At 68.0% G+C, this 15,200-nt stretch carries 13 protein-coding genes; 3 read left to right on the forward strand and 10 right to left on the reverse strand.

All coding sequences use genetic code 11. From position 1 onward, the window contains the following. Nucleotides 1-6: 6 nt before the first annotated feature. From ACFV9M_RS11160 to ACFV9M_RS11205, 10 genes are all read right to left on the reverse strand, one after another. On the reverse strand, nucleotides 7-1,161 hold the full coding sequence (locus ACFV9M_RS11160) for a branched-chain amino acid ABC transporter substrate-binding protein (RefSeq protein WP_385062773.1): 1,155 nt from the start codon (nucleotides 1,159-1,161) through the stop codon (nucleotides 7-9). An 8-nt stretch (nucleotides 1,162-1,169) separates the two neighbouring features. Continuing rightward, nucleotides 1,170-2,303: an aminotransferase class I/II-fold pyridoxal phosphate-dependent enzyme gene (locus ACFV9M_RS11165; protein WP_385062771.1), complete on the reverse strand. Its 1,134-nt coding sequence runs from the start codon at nucleotides 2,301-2,303 to the stop codon at nucleotides 1,170-1,172. A gap of 35 nt (nucleotides 2,304-2,338) precedes the next feature. Beyond that, nucleotides 2,339-3,328 (reverse strand): aldo/keto reductase family protein, encoded by a 990-nt coding sequence (locus ACFV9M_RS11170; protein ID WP_385062769.1) that lies wholly within the window; start codon nucleotides 3,326-3,328, stop codon nucleotides 2,339-2,341. Continuing rightward, the gene (locus ACFV9M_RS11175; protein ID WP_385062767.1) at nucleotides 3,325-5,400 is read right to left on the reverse strand and encodes a molybdopterin-dependent oxidoreductase; all 2,076 of its coding nucleotides are present in this window, start codon (nucleotides 5,398-5,400) and stop codon (nucleotides 3,325-3,327) included. The genes ACFV9M_RS11170 and ACFV9M_RS11175 overlap by 4 nt, the downstream gene beginning before the upstream one ends. A gap of 95 nt (nucleotides 5,401-5,495) precedes the next feature. After that, nucleotides 5,496-6,758, reverse strand: a complete 1,263-nt coding sequence (locus ACFV9M_RS11180) for an ATP-grasp domain-containing protein (protein ID WP_385062765.1) — start codon at nucleotides 6,756-6,758, stop codon at nucleotides 5,496-5,498. 2 nt (nucleotides 6,759-6,760) lie between these two features. After that, entirely contained in the window at nucleotides 6,761-8,050 is a 1,290-nt protein-coding gene (locus ACFV9M_RS11185; RefSeq protein ID WP_385062764.1) for an MFS transporter, read from the reverse strand. Then, nucleotides 8,047-8,898: a diaminopimelate epimerase gene (gene dapF, locus ACFV9M_RS11190; protein WP_385062763.1), complete on the reverse strand. Its 852-nt coding sequence runs from the start codon at nucleotides 8,896-8,898 to the stop codon at nucleotides 8,047-8,049. The genes ACFV9M_RS11185 and dapF overlap by 4 nt, the downstream gene beginning before the upstream one ends. 39 nt (nucleotides 8,899-8,937) lie before the next feature. Further along, nucleotides 8,938-9,630 carry a 2OG-Fe dioxygenase family protein gene (locus tag ACFV9M_RS11195; RefSeq protein WP_385062762.1) on the reverse strand — a complete coding sequence of 231 codons (693 nt, stop codon included), beginning with the start codon at nucleotides 9,628-9,630 and terminating at the stop codon, nucleotides 8,938-8,940. A gap of 187 nt (nucleotides 9,631-9,817) precedes the next feature. Continuing rightward, complete coding sequence (locus ACFV9M_RS11200) at nucleotides 9,818-10,855, reverse strand: iron-containing redox enzyme family protein (RefSeq protein ID WP_385062761.1); 1,038 nt, start codon at nucleotides 10,853-10,855, stop codon at nucleotides 9,818-9,820. Nucleotides 10,856-11,752: 897 nt separating this feature from the next. Continuing rightward, nucleotides 11,753-12,628 (reverse strand): helix-turn-helix domain-containing protein, encoded by an 876-nt coding sequence (locus ACFV9M_RS11205; protein WP_385062759.1) that lies wholly within the window; start codon nucleotides 12,626-12,628, stop codon nucleotides 11,753-11,755. A gap of 518 nt (nucleotides 12,629-13,146) precedes the next feature. Here ACFV9M_RS11205 and ACFV9M_RS11210 point away from each other — a divergent pair. The 3 genes from ACFV9M_RS11210 to ACFV9M_RS11220 are packed head-to-tail and all read left to right on the forward strand — an operon-like array spanning nucleotide 13,147 to nucleotide 15,198. Then, complete coding sequence (locus ACFV9M_RS11210) at nucleotides 13,147-13,473, forward strand: transcriptional regulator (RefSeq protein WP_385062757.1); 327 nt, start codon at nucleotides 13,147-13,149, stop codon at nucleotides 13,471-13,473. A 1-nt stretch (nucleotide 13,474) separates the two neighbouring features. Beyond that, nucleotides 13,475-14,494 (forward strand): hypothetical protein, encoded by a 1,020-nt coding sequence (locus ACFV9M_RS11215; RefSeq protein ID WP_385062755.1) that lies wholly within the window; start codon nucleotides 13,475-13,477, stop codon nucleotides 14,492-14,494. Beyond that, a complete protein-coding gene (locus tag ACFV9M_RS11220) occupies nucleotides 14,494-15,198 on the forward strand; it encodes an ATP-binding protein (protein ID WP_385062754.1) in 705 nt (234 codons plus the stop codon). The genes ACFV9M_RS11215 and ACFV9M_RS11220 overlap by 1 nt, the downstream gene beginning before the upstream one ends. Nucleotides 15,199-15,200 lie beyond the last annotated feature (2 nt).

A 15,200-nucleotide genomic window follows, 5' to 3' on the forward strand; every position in this document is an offset into this window, starting at 1 on the left:
GAGCGCCTACACCTTGCCGTCCGCGCGGACGAACCGGCCGCCCTTCTGCACAAGGATCACGAAGCCGCCGCTGGACAGCGTCCTGTTGCTGGTGAAGGCCAGAGGCCCGGAGAACAGCTTGAAGTTATGGGTGTTCTTCAGCGCGGCGATCACCTTGGTGCTGTCCGTGCCGTCCGCTCGCCCGATCGCATCCGCCGCCAGGCGAACCGCGTCATAGGACTGCGTGGAGAACGGTCCGGGGGCAGAGCCGAACTTCTCGCGGTAGGAATTGATCCAGGCGGCGCCGCCTTCGATGGTGTCCGGGGTCTGTGTCATGGTCGCCAGTACGCCTTCAGCATCGGCCGCCCCGGAGATCTTCGCCAGGGCCGGGCTGACCGCGCCGTCCGCAACCATGATCTCTCCTTGGTAACCGGCCTGCCTGAGCTGGCGGATGAGCAGGCCTCCCTCCTTGTCGTACCCCGTCCAGTAGACGAAGTCCGGTTTGGCGTTCAGTACCTCGTCCACCGTCGCGCTGTAGTCGTTCTCGCCCGGGGTCAGCGACGTGGCTTCCACCTGTCGGGGTCCTCCGGCCTGCTTCAGTCGGGGTTCCATGAGGGTGGCGATGTTCTTGGCGTAACTGGTGTTGTCATGGACGACCGCCACCCGTCGTGCGCCTGTCTTCTCCATCCAGGCCAGGGCCGCATCGGCCTGCTGGGTTCCTGTTCCGTTGATCATGAAGGCGCCCTGGTAGCCCTCTTTGTAGAGTTCATCCGAGTTGGCGGCCGGGATGATCATGGGGATGTGCGCCTTGGCGAAAACTGGCAGGGTGGGCAGCGTCGCTCCGGAGCAGTAGCCACCGACGGACAGGGCGATCTTGGAGGTGACGAGCTTCGTGGCGGCGGCCACCGCGGTCTGCGGATCACAGGCGTCGTCCTCGACGCGCAGCTTCAGCTTGCGGCCCTGCACTCCTCCATGGGCGTTGATCTCGTCGATGGCGAGTTGGGCGCCGTTCTTCATGTAGGGCCCGATGTCCGCGCTACTGCCGGACATCGGAACCGCCATGCCCAGGGTGATCGGGCCGTCCTGCTCGGTAGAGCTCTCGCCGCCGAGAAGTCCCTGGCCGCAGCCAGTGGCCAGGAGGAGGACACCCGCCACCACGCTCAGCGCCGATGTGCAATTCATCCGACATCTCACTTTCCGTCAGCCGCCTTTCTGGAGAGGGCCTTCAACACCGCGGAGACCCGGTCCAGCGCCTCGGACAGATAGGATGAGTCATGGCCATGGGTGATCCGGAAATGGCCTTCCGTTCCGAAGTGCGCCCCTGCCCCGACGAGGACCCCGCCCCGCCGGCTCAGTTCCACGACGACGTCACGACTCGGCAGGTCGAGGTGGTAGCGGACAAATCCCAGTGCCGTAGCCTCGGGCGTCACCAGGGAAACCAGCTCGGGGTGGGCGTCGACCCAGTCGCGCAGCCAGGTACTGCTCCTCCGGATGAGTGCCCGGTACCGGCTGAGCAGGCGGTACCGGTGGTCCTGGTCGAGGGCGATCTCGGCGAGCGTCATGGAGACCGACGCGGTCGACACCGTGGCGTACTCGTGGCGCCGCCACAGATCCGGCAGCACGGCCGGCGGGGCGACCAGCCAACCGACCCGCAGTCCCGGCATGCCGAAGGCCTTGGACAGGCTGCCCACGCAGATCACGCGCTCGTAGCGGCCCCAGAAGGTGGGGGTGACCAGGTCGGTGAGGAGTTCGGTCCCCCGGTGCACCTCGTCGGCCAGGATCCAGGCGCCGACCCGGGAGGCGATTTCCACGATCTCGGCCATCTCGTCATCGGTGAGGATCGTGCCCGTGGGGTTGTTCGGGTTTGTCAGGGAGATGAGGCGGGTGTCCGGGCGGACCGCCCGCCGCAGCGCGGCGAGGTCCGGCCGCCATCCGTCGGCCGCCGTGCAGTGCACCTCGTCGACCTCCGCCCCGCGATTGACCGCGCAACCCCAGACCTGTCGGTATCCGGGCGCCAGGGTCACCACGTGGTCACCGGGTCGCACCAGTGTCGCCATGACGACGGCATTGGCCTCCGCGGCCCCGACCGTGACCATCACGTCGTCCGGTGTGCCGCAATGGTGCTCGGATATGAGGTACCGCAGGCTTTCGGGGCCGCGCTCGGGCGGGTAGTGCAGCGGGGCTTTGAGCAAGGCGTCCGCTGACTCACCGGCCAGCAGCTCGTTGATCGAGACTGGCTGACAGCCGCTGTCCGCCAGGCTGTACGGGGCCAGACCGTCGTCCGACGACTGCCACTCCAGGAGCTCGAAGGGAGCGAATTCCATAGCTTCTCCAGGGCTGTCCGGGGGTGGGCCGGGCTCTACCAGTCACTGTCGGTCTTCTTAGGATCCCGTTCGACGACCGGATCCAACAGGTCGTCGATCCGCTGCATCAGTTCCGCGTCCAGCACCACTCCGGCCGCCGCGGCGTTGTCACGGACCTGCTCGGGCCGTGAGGCACCGGTGATGGCCGCCGCTACGTTCGAGTTCTGAAGCGTCCAGGCCACAGCCAGCTGCGCCATCGTCAGGCCGGCCTCGCAAGCCAGCGGCGCCAGTCCGGCGACTCGTTGCAGCACCTCGTCGGCCAGGAAGGAACGGACCCACGCAGCGCCGTTCTCGTCGGCCGCGCGCGAGGAGGACGGCGGAGGCCGACCGGGCAGGTACTTCCCGGTGAGCACGCCCTGGGCGAGGGGTGACCAGACGATCTGGCTGAGTCCCTCCTCCTCGCAGAGCGGGACGATCTCCGCGTCGACGACCCGCCACAGCATGGAGTACTGGGGCTGGTTGACGACGAAGCGGTCGAGACCGAGCCGGTCGGCGAGAGCCAGCGCCTCACGGATCTCGTCGGCGGTCCACTCCGAGACACCGATGTACAGGACCTTGCCGTGCCTGATCAGATCGTCGAACGCCCGCAGAGTCTCGACGAGCGGTGTGCCCCGGTCGAAACGGTGCGCGTGGTAGATATCCAGGTAGTCGGTGCCCAGCCGGCGCAGTGAGGCGTGCGCCGACTCCATGATGTGCTTGCGCGAGAGCCCGCGGTCGTTCGGCCCGGTGCCCGTGGGCAGGCATACCTTACTCGACAGGACCACCGACTCCCGCCGGCAGCGGGCGAGCGCACGCCCGAGGACCTCCTCCGCCCTGGTGCCGGCGTACACGTCTGCCGTGTCGAAGGTCGTGATACCCACGTCGAGAGCGGCGCGCACGCAGGCGACGGCGGTCTCCTGGTCGATCTGCGAGCCGTGGGTTAGCCAGTTGCCGTAGGCGATCTCGCTGACCATCAGTCCACTGCGCCCGAGTCGGCGGTACTTCATCGGTTCGCTCCTTCTGTGCGGTACACCGCTTGGATCTCCACCCGGTTGTCGTGGAAGACGGCCCCGCCGCCCATGTCCGCGTCCCGCTCGGCCACAGTCGCGGTCGGGCCCGAGCCGTCGTTGAGCTTCGGCCAGTGCCCTTTGGGACTCGACGCCACGCCCGGGCGGACCATGTCGTCGATCCGGGCCACCGCCTCGAAGGACCCGCGTGCGTTGAAGACCCGCACCCGGTCGCCTTCCCGGATGCCGCGGGCCGTGGCGTCCACCTCGTTCAACACGACGTGGGGGGAGCCGGCCCGTCGGCGCAGGGCCGGTTTGTTGCCAAAGACGGTGTTGAGGAAGAAGTGGGGGGCACCGGAGAGCAGCACCAGTGGGTACCGGTCCGCGAGAGCCGGGTCCCAGACCTCCTGGGCCGGTACGTATCCGGCGACCGGATCGAACCCGTCGGCGACCGCACGCTCCGAGACGAACTCCAGCTTTCCGGACGGTGTGGGGAAGCCGTCCCGGTAGGGGACGAACGGGCTCGGGTAGGAGAGCCGGGCCCAGCCTCGTTCCCGCAGGGACTCCAGCGTGACACCCGCCAAGGACGGGTGGTCGGAGTCGAGTACCTGGCGGGCGAGTTCCTCGTCAGCGTCGTACAGGGACGGCTCCTCCAGCCCCATGTACCGAGCCAAACGCCGGAAGGTCTCCGTGGTGGACAGGCACTCACCCGGGGGTTCGACGGCTGGTTCGTTCCAAGTGAGGTAGAGATGCCCGTAGCCGTCGTGCAGGTCCATGTGCTCGGGCTGCATTGTCGCCGGGAGCACGATGTCCGCGTAGTCCGCCGTGTCCGTCGGGAAGTGGTCCAGTACGACGGTGAACAGGTCCTCCCGCTCAAGGCCCCGGCGGATGCGCTCCTGGTCGGGAGAGCTGGCCACGGGGTTCGCCCCGTAGACGACCAGAGCCTTGACCGGCGGGTCGTCCGTCTGTAGCAGGCCCTCCGCGAGTCTGGTCATGGACAGGCTGCGCACCGGTTTGTTCAGCAGGTCGTCGCGGTATAGAGCCTCCCGGTTGCCGCCGAAGTACCCGTCCGTGGAATAGGTGAGGCCGCCGCCGGGCAGCGCCCAGTCGCCGGTCACCCCGGGAATACAGGCCAGCGTGCGCACGGCCGTGCCACCGCCCGCGTGCCGTTGTATCCCCTGGGCGACCCGGATCGCGGTGGGGCGGGTGGTAGCGAGCCGCCTGCCGAGTTCTTCGATCTGCGCCTGAGGGACGCCAGTCAGGCGGGCGACCCGCGCCGGATCGAATTCCAGGATCCGATCCCGGAACCGCTCCCAGCCGACGGTGTGCCGCTCAATGTACGTACGGTCCTCGGCGCCCAGCGCCACCACGACATGCAACAGGCCCAGGGCCAGCGCCGCGTCGGTGCCGGGGATCGGGGCGACATGCTCGTCCGCCTGCTGTGCCGTCTTGGTCCTGATCGGATCGATGGCCACCACGTGCGCGCCAGCCCGCCGGGCCTCCTGGATCTGCTTCCACAGATGGTGGCCCGAGGTGAGGGTGTTGGTGCCCCACAACAGAATGAGCCGGGAATGCCGGAGGCTCTCCGGGTCCAGACCCCGGCTGCTGCCCAAGGTGTACTCAAGACCGACGAGACCGGCTATCGAACAGATGGTCATGTCGTGACGCGAGGCCCCGAGCATGTTCCAGAGCCTGCTTCCCGCGCGCCCCTGGAGGCCCTGCAGAAAACCGAGGGTTCCGGTTCCCTGGTAGGGCCAGATCGCCTCACCGCCGTGCTCGTCGATGACGTCGCCCAGCCGCTGTGCGATCTCCTCTAGGGCCTCGTGCCAGGAGATCCGCGCGAACCGACCCTCCCCCTTCCGTCCGACCCGACGCAGCGGGTACAGCAGACGGTCGTCGGAGCGGGTGTGATCGAGGAACTGGTTGACCTTCACACACAGGGTTCCCTGCGTATAGGGGTGTTCCGGGTTGCCGCGCAGTCCGGTCGCCGCGCCGTCCTGGACGGTCAACAGCCAGCTGCAGCCGTCGGGACAGTCCAGTGGGCAGGCGCCCGGGGTGATTCTCGGCTCCATCACGGCCTTCCGTTCTCTTCTGGGCTCAGCACGACCGACGCCGGGGGAGAGAGGCAAGACGACCGCCAGCGGTGGGGCGCCGGCGGTCGCCGGGTTCAGTCGGTCTCGAGTTCCAGTTCGACGAGCGAGGTGGCGGCCTTGAGACGCGCGTGCACCTCGTCGTAGCTGTCGGCCTCCACGTACACGTACGTGACGTCCTGCTGCACCGCTTCCGGCACGGTGGCAAGACGCGTGCCGGGGTGCAGGAAGACCTCGACATCGAACACGCCGGGACTGTCGGCCGCGTCGTCCAGCCCGTAGATCGCCTTGAGCACACCGGGGACTTCGGGGCATACGGCCCGGTAGCCGGCGTAACCCCGCTGCTTCGGCTTGATCACAGGGCGCCGGCCAAGGGCGATCTCGATCGCCGCACCCATCAGGTCGACGCCGAGCGAGCGGAAGGTGATCTGCGGGACTCGCTGTCCGGCCGGGCGGGGGTGCAGTTCGAGCAGGCGCGGGCCCCGGCTGGTCATCCTCATCTCGGAGTGCACCACGGCGTTGTCGAGTCCGAATCCCTTGATGGTCAGCTCGTTCGCGGCGAACGCCGCAGCCACGGTCTCCTCCGGGAAGGCCGTCGGGGTGATGAACTCGACCTCGGGGAAGGTCGGTCCAGGCATCAGATCGGGGTTGTCCGAGATGTTGTGGAAGAGAATCTCACCGTTGTACACGAGGGCGTCCACGGTGACCTCGAGCCCGTCGAGATACTCCTCCACCACCAGGTCCCAGCAGTCGCTGAGGTCGATCCCCACCTCTCGGGCTTTGGTGAAGGCCGCCTCCACCTCGGACGGATCCTGGGCAAGGACCACTCCGGCGCTCCCGGTGCCGTACGTGGGTTTGATGACGACGGGGAAACCGATTTTGTCGGCGGCGGCACGTGCCTCGTCCAGGGTGCGGACCAGCACGCTCTGCGCCGAGGGAAGCCCCAGCTCCGCGAACCGCTTGCGCATGGCGGCTTTGTCCCGCAGCGCCGCGGCCGCCTCGGGCGATGGGCCGTTCAGGCCTAGGATGTCCGCCACCTGCGCCATGACCGGCACCGCGCTGTCGAAGGTCGTGATGATGCCGCCCACCCGCTGCTGCCGGCAGAAGTCCACGACTGCGGCCACCGTCCGGTCGAAGTCGACGTAGTTGTCGACCGACAACGGGAGCACCTCGGCGCAGAACTCCTTCTCCCAGGTCACGTTCTCCTTGATGAGGACGGTGCGGATGCCCCGGGCCCGGGCGGCCTGGAACAGGAGCGGCTTGGAGGGGCCCGCCGCGCCGAGGATCAGGATCGTCTGGTCCTCGAGGGAGGGCTGGGGCACGCCGACGGTGGCATTCATGATCATCCGTCCTTTCGACGGTCGACGGAGAGAGGGGTGCGCGCTGCCGCGTCCGGCCTGACCGGCTCGACGCCGGGGGCGGGGGCACGCAGCAGCAGCGCGAGCAGGACGGCCGAGCCGACGAGCAGAAGGGCCATGGCGGAGAACATGGGCCAGGCGGGCACGAACGCCCCGCCTATCCCGATGGCCGCGGCGAAGACGAGCTGCACCACGGCGGAAGCAAACTGGATGCTGCTTAGGACCCGCCCGAGCACAGCGTCCGGGGTCTTCGACTGCACATAGGCCGGGAAGAGGATCCCCGAGCAGCTCAGCGTGAACCCGAGGAGCATGGAAGCGGGAAGTGACAGGCCCATCTCCGTGATGAAGGAGAAGGCGAGCATGGTGACACCGGTGGCGAGCAACGACACCACCAGAGCTCGCAGCTCGCTCCGCATACGCCCGGCCGTGCGCGAGATGAGGACGCCCGCCAGGAGTGCCCCGCCGCCCCAGATGCCCTCCAGCACGCCGAAGCCCGTGGCTCCTGCCCCCAGTCGCTCCTTGGCGAACACCGGAAGGAGGGTGTTCGACGCGGCGAGCACACTGGGTGGGAGTATCGAGAACACGGCGATGAGCAGATGGGTGCGGCTGTCCGACACCACCCGCACCGCGACGACCAGGTCGTGGCGCCACCCACCGGTCTTCCCGGCGACCGGGGTACCGCCGGAAGTGGCAGCGGGCACCAGTTGGAGCGCGGCAGCTGCCGTCAGGTAACAGACGGCAGTGGTGAGCAAGCCGGTTTCGACGCCCCCCTTTCCCACCAGCAGGCCGCCCAGCGCCGATGCCGCGATGCCTCCGACCTGGGTGGCGATCTGCCAGATCGCGTTGCCCTTGACTAGCTTCTCCCTCGGCAGCACCTGCGGCAGCATCGCGCCGTAACAGGGCAGCGTGAGCGCGTTGCCCAGCCCGAGCACGCAGGTGACCGCGTACAGCTGCCACAGGGACGGTGGGCCCATGGTGTGGTAGATGGCAAGGCAGAGCACGGCCAGTGCTCTGACCAGTTCGGCGCACTGGCCGATCCTTCGCCGGTTGTACCGGTCGATGACCACACCGCCGTAGAGCGCGGCGAAGATGCTGGGGACGGTCATGCCGATCGCCAGGCCGGCGACTTCGGTGCTCCGCCCGCCCTGGTCGATCAGGAGCCACGAGGTGGCGATGAAGTAGATGCCGGCTGCGGCGACCGAGGTGAGCCGCGTGATCAGAAGTGGCAGGAACCCACTCGGTGCCGTGGCCGTGGTTGCGTGGCGTGCACTCATGGTGAAGCTGCCTCGCACTGCGCGGCGGCCCGCAGACGTGCGCGGAACACCGCGGAGAAGTGTCCGCTCGCGACCGGCTCGGCCTCCCCGGTCAGCGTGATCTCACCGTTCTCCGCGACCGTGACGTCCACGGCGCCCCCGGGCATCTCGGCCCGGACGACGTCGTCGACAAGCCCTTGTCGATGGGCCGCTGCAACCGCCGCGCAGGCGCTGCTCCCCGAGGCGAGGGTGTAGCCAGCGCCCCGTTCCCAGACCTCCAGCGCGATCCGACGACGGTCCAGCACGCGCGCGAACTGCACGTTGGCGGCTTCCGGGAAGCTCGGGTGGCGGGCCAGCAGCGGTCCGAACTCCCTTGCGAGTTCGGGGGAGACACGGTCGGACACGACCACCGCGTGCGGATTTCCCAGATGCAGGCAAGTCACCGTGAACTGCCTGGATCCCGCGGTCAGATGGACGGGCGCCTCCGTGTCAAAGGACGGTTTGCCCATGCCAGCCCGTACACGGCCCGACACGCGGTCCAGTATGTCCACCTGTGAGTCACCGGCGATCGTCCGCAGTACGGCCCCTTCGGTGAGGCCGTACTGCTCCGCCAGATACAGGGCGAACATACGCAGGCCGTTCCCGCTCTTCTCGCACGGACTGCCGTCCGAGTTGAAGATGCTCAGCTCCACCGGATCGCCGAGAGGCGGAGGGCCAAGCGGACCGACGAGGATGCCGTCCGCTCCCACACCCTGGTGCCGGTCGCACAGCAGCCGAACGACCTCGGAAGTGATCGTGAACTCGCTGTGTGCCGGGTCGATGACCAGATAGTCATTTCCTAGCGCCTGGTACTTCGCAAAGTCGCCCATGTTGCGCACCCCGCTCTGATTCGTTCTCCTTGCCGCGACTCAGGCGGGGCGGTCAGCGAGCGCGTTCTCGTCATGCTGCTCGCCGTACCACTTCTCGCTCCAGCGGGAGAAGGCGACGATGACGATGTCCCGGTGCCCGGGGCCGCCATCGGCCGACAGCACGTCGGTGACGTCGTGTGCGATGGCCCGGTCGTCAAGCAGGACCGCCTGGCCGGGCGACAGGGTGCCCTCCCAGAACGGCGCCTCGGCGCCCGGTTCCCAGAGCCGGGTCTCGCCGCCAGCCACGTTCTCGCGGCGGAAGACGGCGATCATCACGAACTCGTGACCGTCGTGGTGGACTCCCTCGGGAGTGAGCGGTCCAGGCTTGCCACCGTCCGCTCGGGTGCGGTTCTGATGGACGTTGATCTGCCAGTCCTCGGACGGGTCCAGGCCGAGGGCCTCCGCACCGACGGAGATCAGCGGGGTGAAGTCCGCCTTGATCGGCTCGTACACCCGGCGGATGCCTCCGCCGACCTTGTTGAATGTCTTGTAGGTGGTGTAGTCCCGGTGCGGAAGCAGCTCAAAGGACCAGCCTCCGCCCTCGGCCGGCGACAGCCGGTACTGGTCGAAACGCTTGAAGCGGGTGCCCTCCCCCATGTACTCGTCGACCGGCAGGTCGTCGTAGCTGTCGAGGATGTCCGCGGACACTTCCGGCAGGTCGATGACGGCGAAACCCTGGGCGTTCAATGGCATGGCAAGGCCTTCCGAGGCATGAAATGGGTGAGGAAGGGGCGTCGGCGCTCTTTCGTCGCCGGGGGGCGCGACAGGCCGTTAGGACCTGCCCAAGCGGGTCGGCACCGGCCACGATGGCGCCGCAGACGACCGACGGCACATCGCGGCCCCGCGGCGGAGCCGCAAGTCGGCACAGACGGCGGAGCGCTCAGCTAGCCGCGGCGGGCATCCGCTCGTCTAGGTAGCGGGCGGAGGAGTTGAGCCGCCACAGCGTTCCGCGTGCGATGGCCCGACGCATACGGGGCGACTCGGCCGCCGGCACCACGACGTTGTGGAACCAGCCCGCGGCGTGCTGGGAGTCCACCGTGATGTGCAGCCGGTGGTAGACGATTCCTATGTCGGGCAGACCCAGACGTTCCCAGGCATGGACCACCTGGACGAAGCGGTCGGGCACCATCCACTCGGTCATGCCCAGGAATCCCACCGCCTCGGGGTAGAGGTGGCGGTATCTGGACAGCATGACGGCCAGGTTCCCGGACAGCAAAGCGTTGGCCGTGAGGCTGCTCTCGAGTTCCGCCGCCGAGATATCGAACACTTCGTAGATCTTGTTGAACAGGGTCGTGTGGACCTGCTCGGCCTCGCCGTTGCCCATCTCGTCCCAGAAGTTTTGAGCGATCTCCATCTTGGCACGGCCGCTGGTGCCCACCTGCATCATGGCCAACAGGTCGTCGAACCGGCCGTCGACCACCGACTCCTGCATCACGTAGTTACGCAGGTCGGCGGTGTTCGCCTGGTTCTTTATGAACTCGTGGTAGTACGGGTGCTTGAACACTCGGTGGTTTCGGGCTGTCTGTTTCAGCCACGACAGGTAGGCGCGCGGCTCCTCCGGAACCGCGTCCAGTACGTCCGATTCGACCCAGGCGTCCTCTGCCTGCGCCGTCGCGGTCTCGAGGAGACGGGTGACCTCGTGCACCACGACCGATCCCTCGGACGTGGGCCACTCCGGGAGAACCGTGTGCAGCTGATAGATACGGGAAAGCAGCAGTTGCTGTGCGTAGAAGGACGTCGAGTCACCCAGAAGCGCCTCGTCGTTGATCCTTCGGATGCTTTCCGCCAGCCGCTCTCGCTCCGTGCCGACGAATGCCGCATCCACGTCGTCGGCACTCTTCCCCAGCCAACGGGAGAATCCCTCGACGAACGACAGTGAATCAAGCAGCCCCTCGCCCGGGAGATAAAGCTTTCGCATTCCCATAAGAATTCCCTAGCCTCCTTGCAGCCGACGAACGCTCTGCGACGACCTGATCGGAATTCGTCTACTGCCAGCCCGCATCCTGGAAACCGTCCTCGCTCTCACCCGCGACCTGCACCACAGCGGTGCCCGTGGGGGAGGCTACGACCGCGCCGGCCGAGGCCGCCATTGCGCTTCCTCCGAGTACTGTGGCGAGCAGAACTCCCAGCCCCGCAACCTTGGTTCCGTGCATCCCGCGTCTCCTTCTCTCGACGATGTCCTGCACGTGGCGGACGGGATGAGTTTCGCCTGCCGGATACCTGAATTGCACGGTCGACAGCGGGGGGCAAAGCGGCCATGTCCACTACAGGACGGGACTATCAAAGCCTCAACCAACACAGTCACGGCAGTTATGGTTTCGATCAGGCAGTGTCCTGTAGGCGGTGTCGGTGCTGATGGCAGGCGGTGGCAGAGGCCTGCATCTGGAGCCGGGAAACTGGTGGCGCCCACGCCCACGAAAGGGTCCCCCGTGAACGATGACGTCGCGCCGAACACCATCCGCTGACTTAGCCTGACGCCGTGGGCGCAGCGGTCCGACCGGTCTCGGCGTCGAAGCTGAGCCTCGTCCGCCCTGCTTGTCCGCATCGGCAGGCAGTCGCGACAGCGGTGGCCCCGGAGGCGAACGAACGTCCGTCTTCCGCTTCGGAGCCGCCGCGGTCAGGAACAGCGAAGGGACTAAGACGTTGCCTCGGCAAGGGGCAACGCCGTAGTCCCTTCGCGTTGTAAGCACCAGCCCGGCTGTGACCTAGCTCGTACCAGCCTCGTCCACGCGCGGTCGAGGGTCAGCTCCCGACGCGCCTGCGGAGCGGAGACATCTCGGAGGTCCAAGACCGCGAGGACCGCTTGCCGGCGGCGTCACTCCCCGTCCTGCACCTCTGGCAGCTTGTGCTTCAGTTCTCCGACGAGCCTGTTGATGCCGGCCATCATCTCAGCGGACAGGCCCTCGCTGTTGCCGCGAGCAGCCAGGCCGAGGACCTGCCCCCGGTGAATCGAGCTGATGAAACGGATTGCCTCCAGGAACTCGCGGACCAAAGGGGTGAGCTCGGCGTCGTCCCCGAAGAGCCAAGGGGGAACCTGAAACGCGTGGGCTAGGCCGGCACGCACTTCGTCGGAAGCCTCGGTCGTGAATCCCTCGCGAAGGTCGGCGATGTCCTTCGAGGTGACGGCCGCCACGCGCGCGTGATCATTGACGAGTCGGGCCATCTCCTCGTCAGAGAAGATCTCCTGGCTCGCGGACCCGTACCGCAAGAGGAAGTTGATCTTTTCTCCGACCGTGCGGGGCGTGGCCTCCTGCTGGCTAAGCGAGGGTGTCGGGCGAAGCCCGAACGAGCAGTCCTGGGCAGCCAGCAACTCCTCCTCGGTCACCCCGTACGCCCGGGCGAGCGGCTGCACGTAGGCGTCGCTGAGCCTGCGCCGACCGGATTCGGCGTTGCTCACCGGCACGCGGCTCGTGCCGATGATCGCAGCGGCCTCTGCCACGCTGAGGCCGGCGTCGCATCGCAGGAGTTGCAGGTCCGGCGGGCCGTCGTGGGGGAAAAGAACATCGAGCGGCTGACCGAGGGCCGCTGCAATCGAGGGCAACTTTTCGCCTTTGGGGAAGTCCCCCCCGTTCTCCCAGCGTGCGACAGTGGGGGCGCTGACGCCCACCATCTCGGCCAACTCCCTCTGACCGAGATCCTTGCCCCGCCGGACAGCACGTATGCGACTGCCGTCGATCTGACGTGGGGGCACATGAACTCCTGCGGGGTGGCGATCGGGCCGGCGGGGGCGGCGTCTGAGACAACTGTAATCCAGGCTTGATGCGTCCTCGAAACTAACGTACGTTTCCGTATCGCACCTGGTGGTTGGGCTCCGGCTCTCTATGGTGCCAGCCCTGGGGGACGCCTATGCAAGTTGCATTGTCGTCGCCACGTGTGCAACGCGCCGTCGGAATCGGTACCCAGCCGTTGCCGACCGGTCGTGCGGCTCCCAGAGCCAGGGATGGACTTGCTGCAGGTGTCTACGTATGTTCGTCGTCCCCCGCCGGGCGGCGCCCCGGAGAGGGGACGGAACGAGCACGAGAGAGGAGGTGGGGCGAATGCGAGCGCACGGCCCGTGACGTGGCTCGACAACTGAAACCGGCGCCCGGGAGGTACCAACTCCCAAGCGCCGGAGTGGCATCCCAAGAGGCGCCAATTCACATCACGCGGGCGGTAGGGCTTCTTGCACGAGACCGCCGCACCGCGCTCCTACGAACAACGGAGTATCGCATGCTCGCCATGCCGAGCGGAACCCCGGCCTGCCCCGACACTGGTCGCCAGCGCCGCCTCGCCGCCCAGCTCGCCGACATGATCCCGGGAGCGGCCACCATCCGGGTCAGCCTCACCGACCCGCAGCAGACGTCGCCCCACCTGCACGCCGTCGTCAAGGACGAGGCCGGGAAGACCATGAAGCTGGGCCGCACCACCGCCAGGGTCGCGGCCCGCTGCATCCTGCGGGTCTGGCCGGAGGTGGATTGGACGCGACCGCACACCTCCCACCTCGCCTATGCCCCCCTTACCCGCACCGACCTGGTCGCCGCCGGTCGGGGCCGCTGATATGGCGCGGATACGAACCATCAAGCCGGAGGCGTTCACCTCCGAGTCGCTCGCCGAAGTGACCGTGGAGGCAGAGCGCACCTTCTTCGGGCTGCTCACCCAGGCCGACGACCACGGTCGCCACCGCGACAACGCCGCGATCATCGCCGGGCTCCTCTGGCCCCTGCGCGCCGAGCACACCTCGGTACACGTCGAGGACGACCTCCACCAGCTCGCGAACGCCGACCTCATCTGCCGGTACACCGGCTGCGACGGCCGCCGGTACCTCCACATCGTGACCTGGACCGACCACCAGAAGATCGACAAGGCGAGCCAGTCCCGGCTGCCCTCGTGCCCGCAGCACCAGGCTGCCGACCGGTGCGCCCCCTGCAAGGGCGCCTGCACCAGGCGGACCGAGGGTTCGTCCACCCCTCCCCGAGGGCTCGCCGAGACCTCGCCGAATGCTCCCCGAGCCCTCGCCCTGTCCGCCAAGACCACCTCGGCGCCTCCCGGACACGCAGGCGGGGCTCTCGTCGACCGGCAGGAAGCCGTCAACAGGGCGGGCGGCGCTCCCAGCCGGGCCGGAGGGGAAAGCGCAGGCCAGGACGCACTCTCCGAGGGCTCCCCGAGCCTTCCCCGAAGCGCCGGAGAGGGCTCGGCGCCTGGATCTAGGATCTTGGATCCTGGATCTCCTTTTCCTACGGGGCGCACGGCGCCCGCAGCCGGCGTATCGGCCAACCAGCTCGTCGGCGAGTACGTCGCCGCATGCGACGAGCGCCCGCCCAGCGACGTGATCGGACACCTCGGGCGGATCACCAAGAAGCTCCTGGGCGAAGGCATCGCTCCGGAACACATCCGGGCCGGGCTGGCAAATTTCGCGGCCCACCCCAAGCACCCGAGCGTGCTGACAAGCATGGTCAACGAGGCCATGAACGCACGCTCCGGTGGTTTGGCGCGGCAGGGAATCCGGCCTAACGTGCCCGGCCACCAGGCGTGGACCAACCCGGTCAGCGCTGCCGCCGCCTACGCCGAGGAGCTGTGATGCGCACTCATAGCCGCGAGCCGCAGCCTCTCGGCGAGGCCGCCCGGGACCGGATGGCCCGGATCCTGGCCGCCCGCAACATCGACCCGGCCGCCGTCGCCGCGCTCACCGACGAGCCCGAGCGGGTCTCCCCGCTGGACGCTCTGTCGGCCGGGATGCCCCCGCGCTACCAGGCGGCCGTCGCCGACCACCCGCAGGTCCTGGACTGGGTCCGGGAGGTCACCGAAGCGGCCGTCGCTCCCAGCCGAGGGGCCCGGCGGCAGGTCACCACCGGCCCCAGCTTGCTGATGGCCGGGGTCGTTGGCGCGGGCAAGACGCATCAGGCGTATGGCGCAGTCCGGCGGCTGGTGCAGAGCGGAGTCGGCGTCCGCTGGCGCGCGACCACCGCCGCCGACCTGTACGCCGAACTGCGCCCCCGGCCCGGCGCCGACAGTGAGCGGGAGCTGGCGGCCGTCAGTCGCTGCCCGCTGCTGATCATCGATGACCTCGGCGCGGCCAAGGCCAGCGAGTGGACCGAGGAGATCACGTATCGGCTGATCAACCGCCGGTACAACTACGAACTCCCGACCCTGATCACCACCAACCTGGCGATCAGGGAACTCCGGTCCTACCTCGGCGACCGCGTCGCCTCCCGGCTCGCGCAGATGACCACCCGGGTCGAGTTCAACGAGGTCGACCGCAGACGCCACCGCGCCGCCGCCTGACC

It is taken from the genome of Streptomyces sp. NPDC059895, from assembly GCF_042731035.1.
GTDB lineage: Bacteria > Actinomycetota > Actinomycetes > Streptomycetales > Streptomycetaceae > Streptomyces.

What these genes read in the sequence shown, in the direction of transcription:
- ACFV9M_RS11160 (WP_385062773.1), bottom strand. Translation starts at nt 1,161, where the DNA reads ATGAATTGCACATCGGCGCTGAGCGTGGTGGCGGGTGTCCTCCTCCTG.
- ACFV9M_RS11165 (WP_385062771.1), bottom strand. Translation starts at nt 2,303, where the DNA reads ATGGAATTCGCTCCCTTCGAGCTCCTGGAGTGGCAGTCGTCGGACGAC.
- ACFV9M_RS11170 (WP_385062769.1), bottom strand. Translation starts at nt 3,328, where the DNA reads ATGAAGTACCGCCGACTCGGGCGCAGTGGACTGATGGTCAGCGAGATC.
- ACFV9M_RS11175 (WP_385062767.1), bottom strand. Translation starts at nt 5,400, where the DNA reads ATGGAGCCGAGAATCACCCCGGGCGCCTGCCCACTGGACTGTCCCGAC.
- ACFV9M_RS11180 (WP_385062765.1), bottom strand. Translation starts at nt 6,758, where the DNA reads ATGAATGCCACCGTCGGCGTGCCCCAGCCCTCCCTCGAGGACCAGACG.
- ACFV9M_RS11185 (WP_385062764.1), bottom strand. Translation starts at nt 8,050, where the DNA reads ATGAGTGCACGCCACGCAACCACGGCCACGGCACCGAGTGGGTTCCTG.
- dapF (WP_385062763.1), bottom strand. Translation starts at nt 8,898, where the DNA reads ATGGGCGACTTTGCGAAGTACCAGGCGCTAGGAAATGACTATCTGGTC.
- ACFV9M_RS11195 (WP_385062762.1), bottom strand. Translation starts at nt 9,630, where the DNA reads ATGCCATTGAACGCCCAGGGTTTCGCCGTCATCGACCTGCCGGAAGTG.
- ACFV9M_RS11200 (WP_385062761.1), bottom strand. Translation starts at nt 10,855, where the DNA reads ATGCGAAAGCTTTATCTCCCGGGCGAGGGGCTGCTTGATTCACTGTCG.
- ACFV9M_RS11210 (WP_385062757.1), top strand. Translation starts at nt 13,147, where the DNA reads ATGCTCGCCATGCCGAGCGGAACCCCGGCCTGCCCCGACACTGGTCGC.
- ACFV9M_RS11215 (WP_385062755.1), top strand. Translation starts at nt 13,475, where the DNA reads ATGGCGCGGATACGAACCATCAAGCCGGAGGCGTTCACCTCCGAGTCG.
- ACFV9M_RS11220 (WP_385062754.1), top strand. Translation starts at nt 14,494, where the DNA reads ATGCGCACTCATAGCCGCGAGCCGCAGCCTCTCGGCGAGGCCGCCCGG.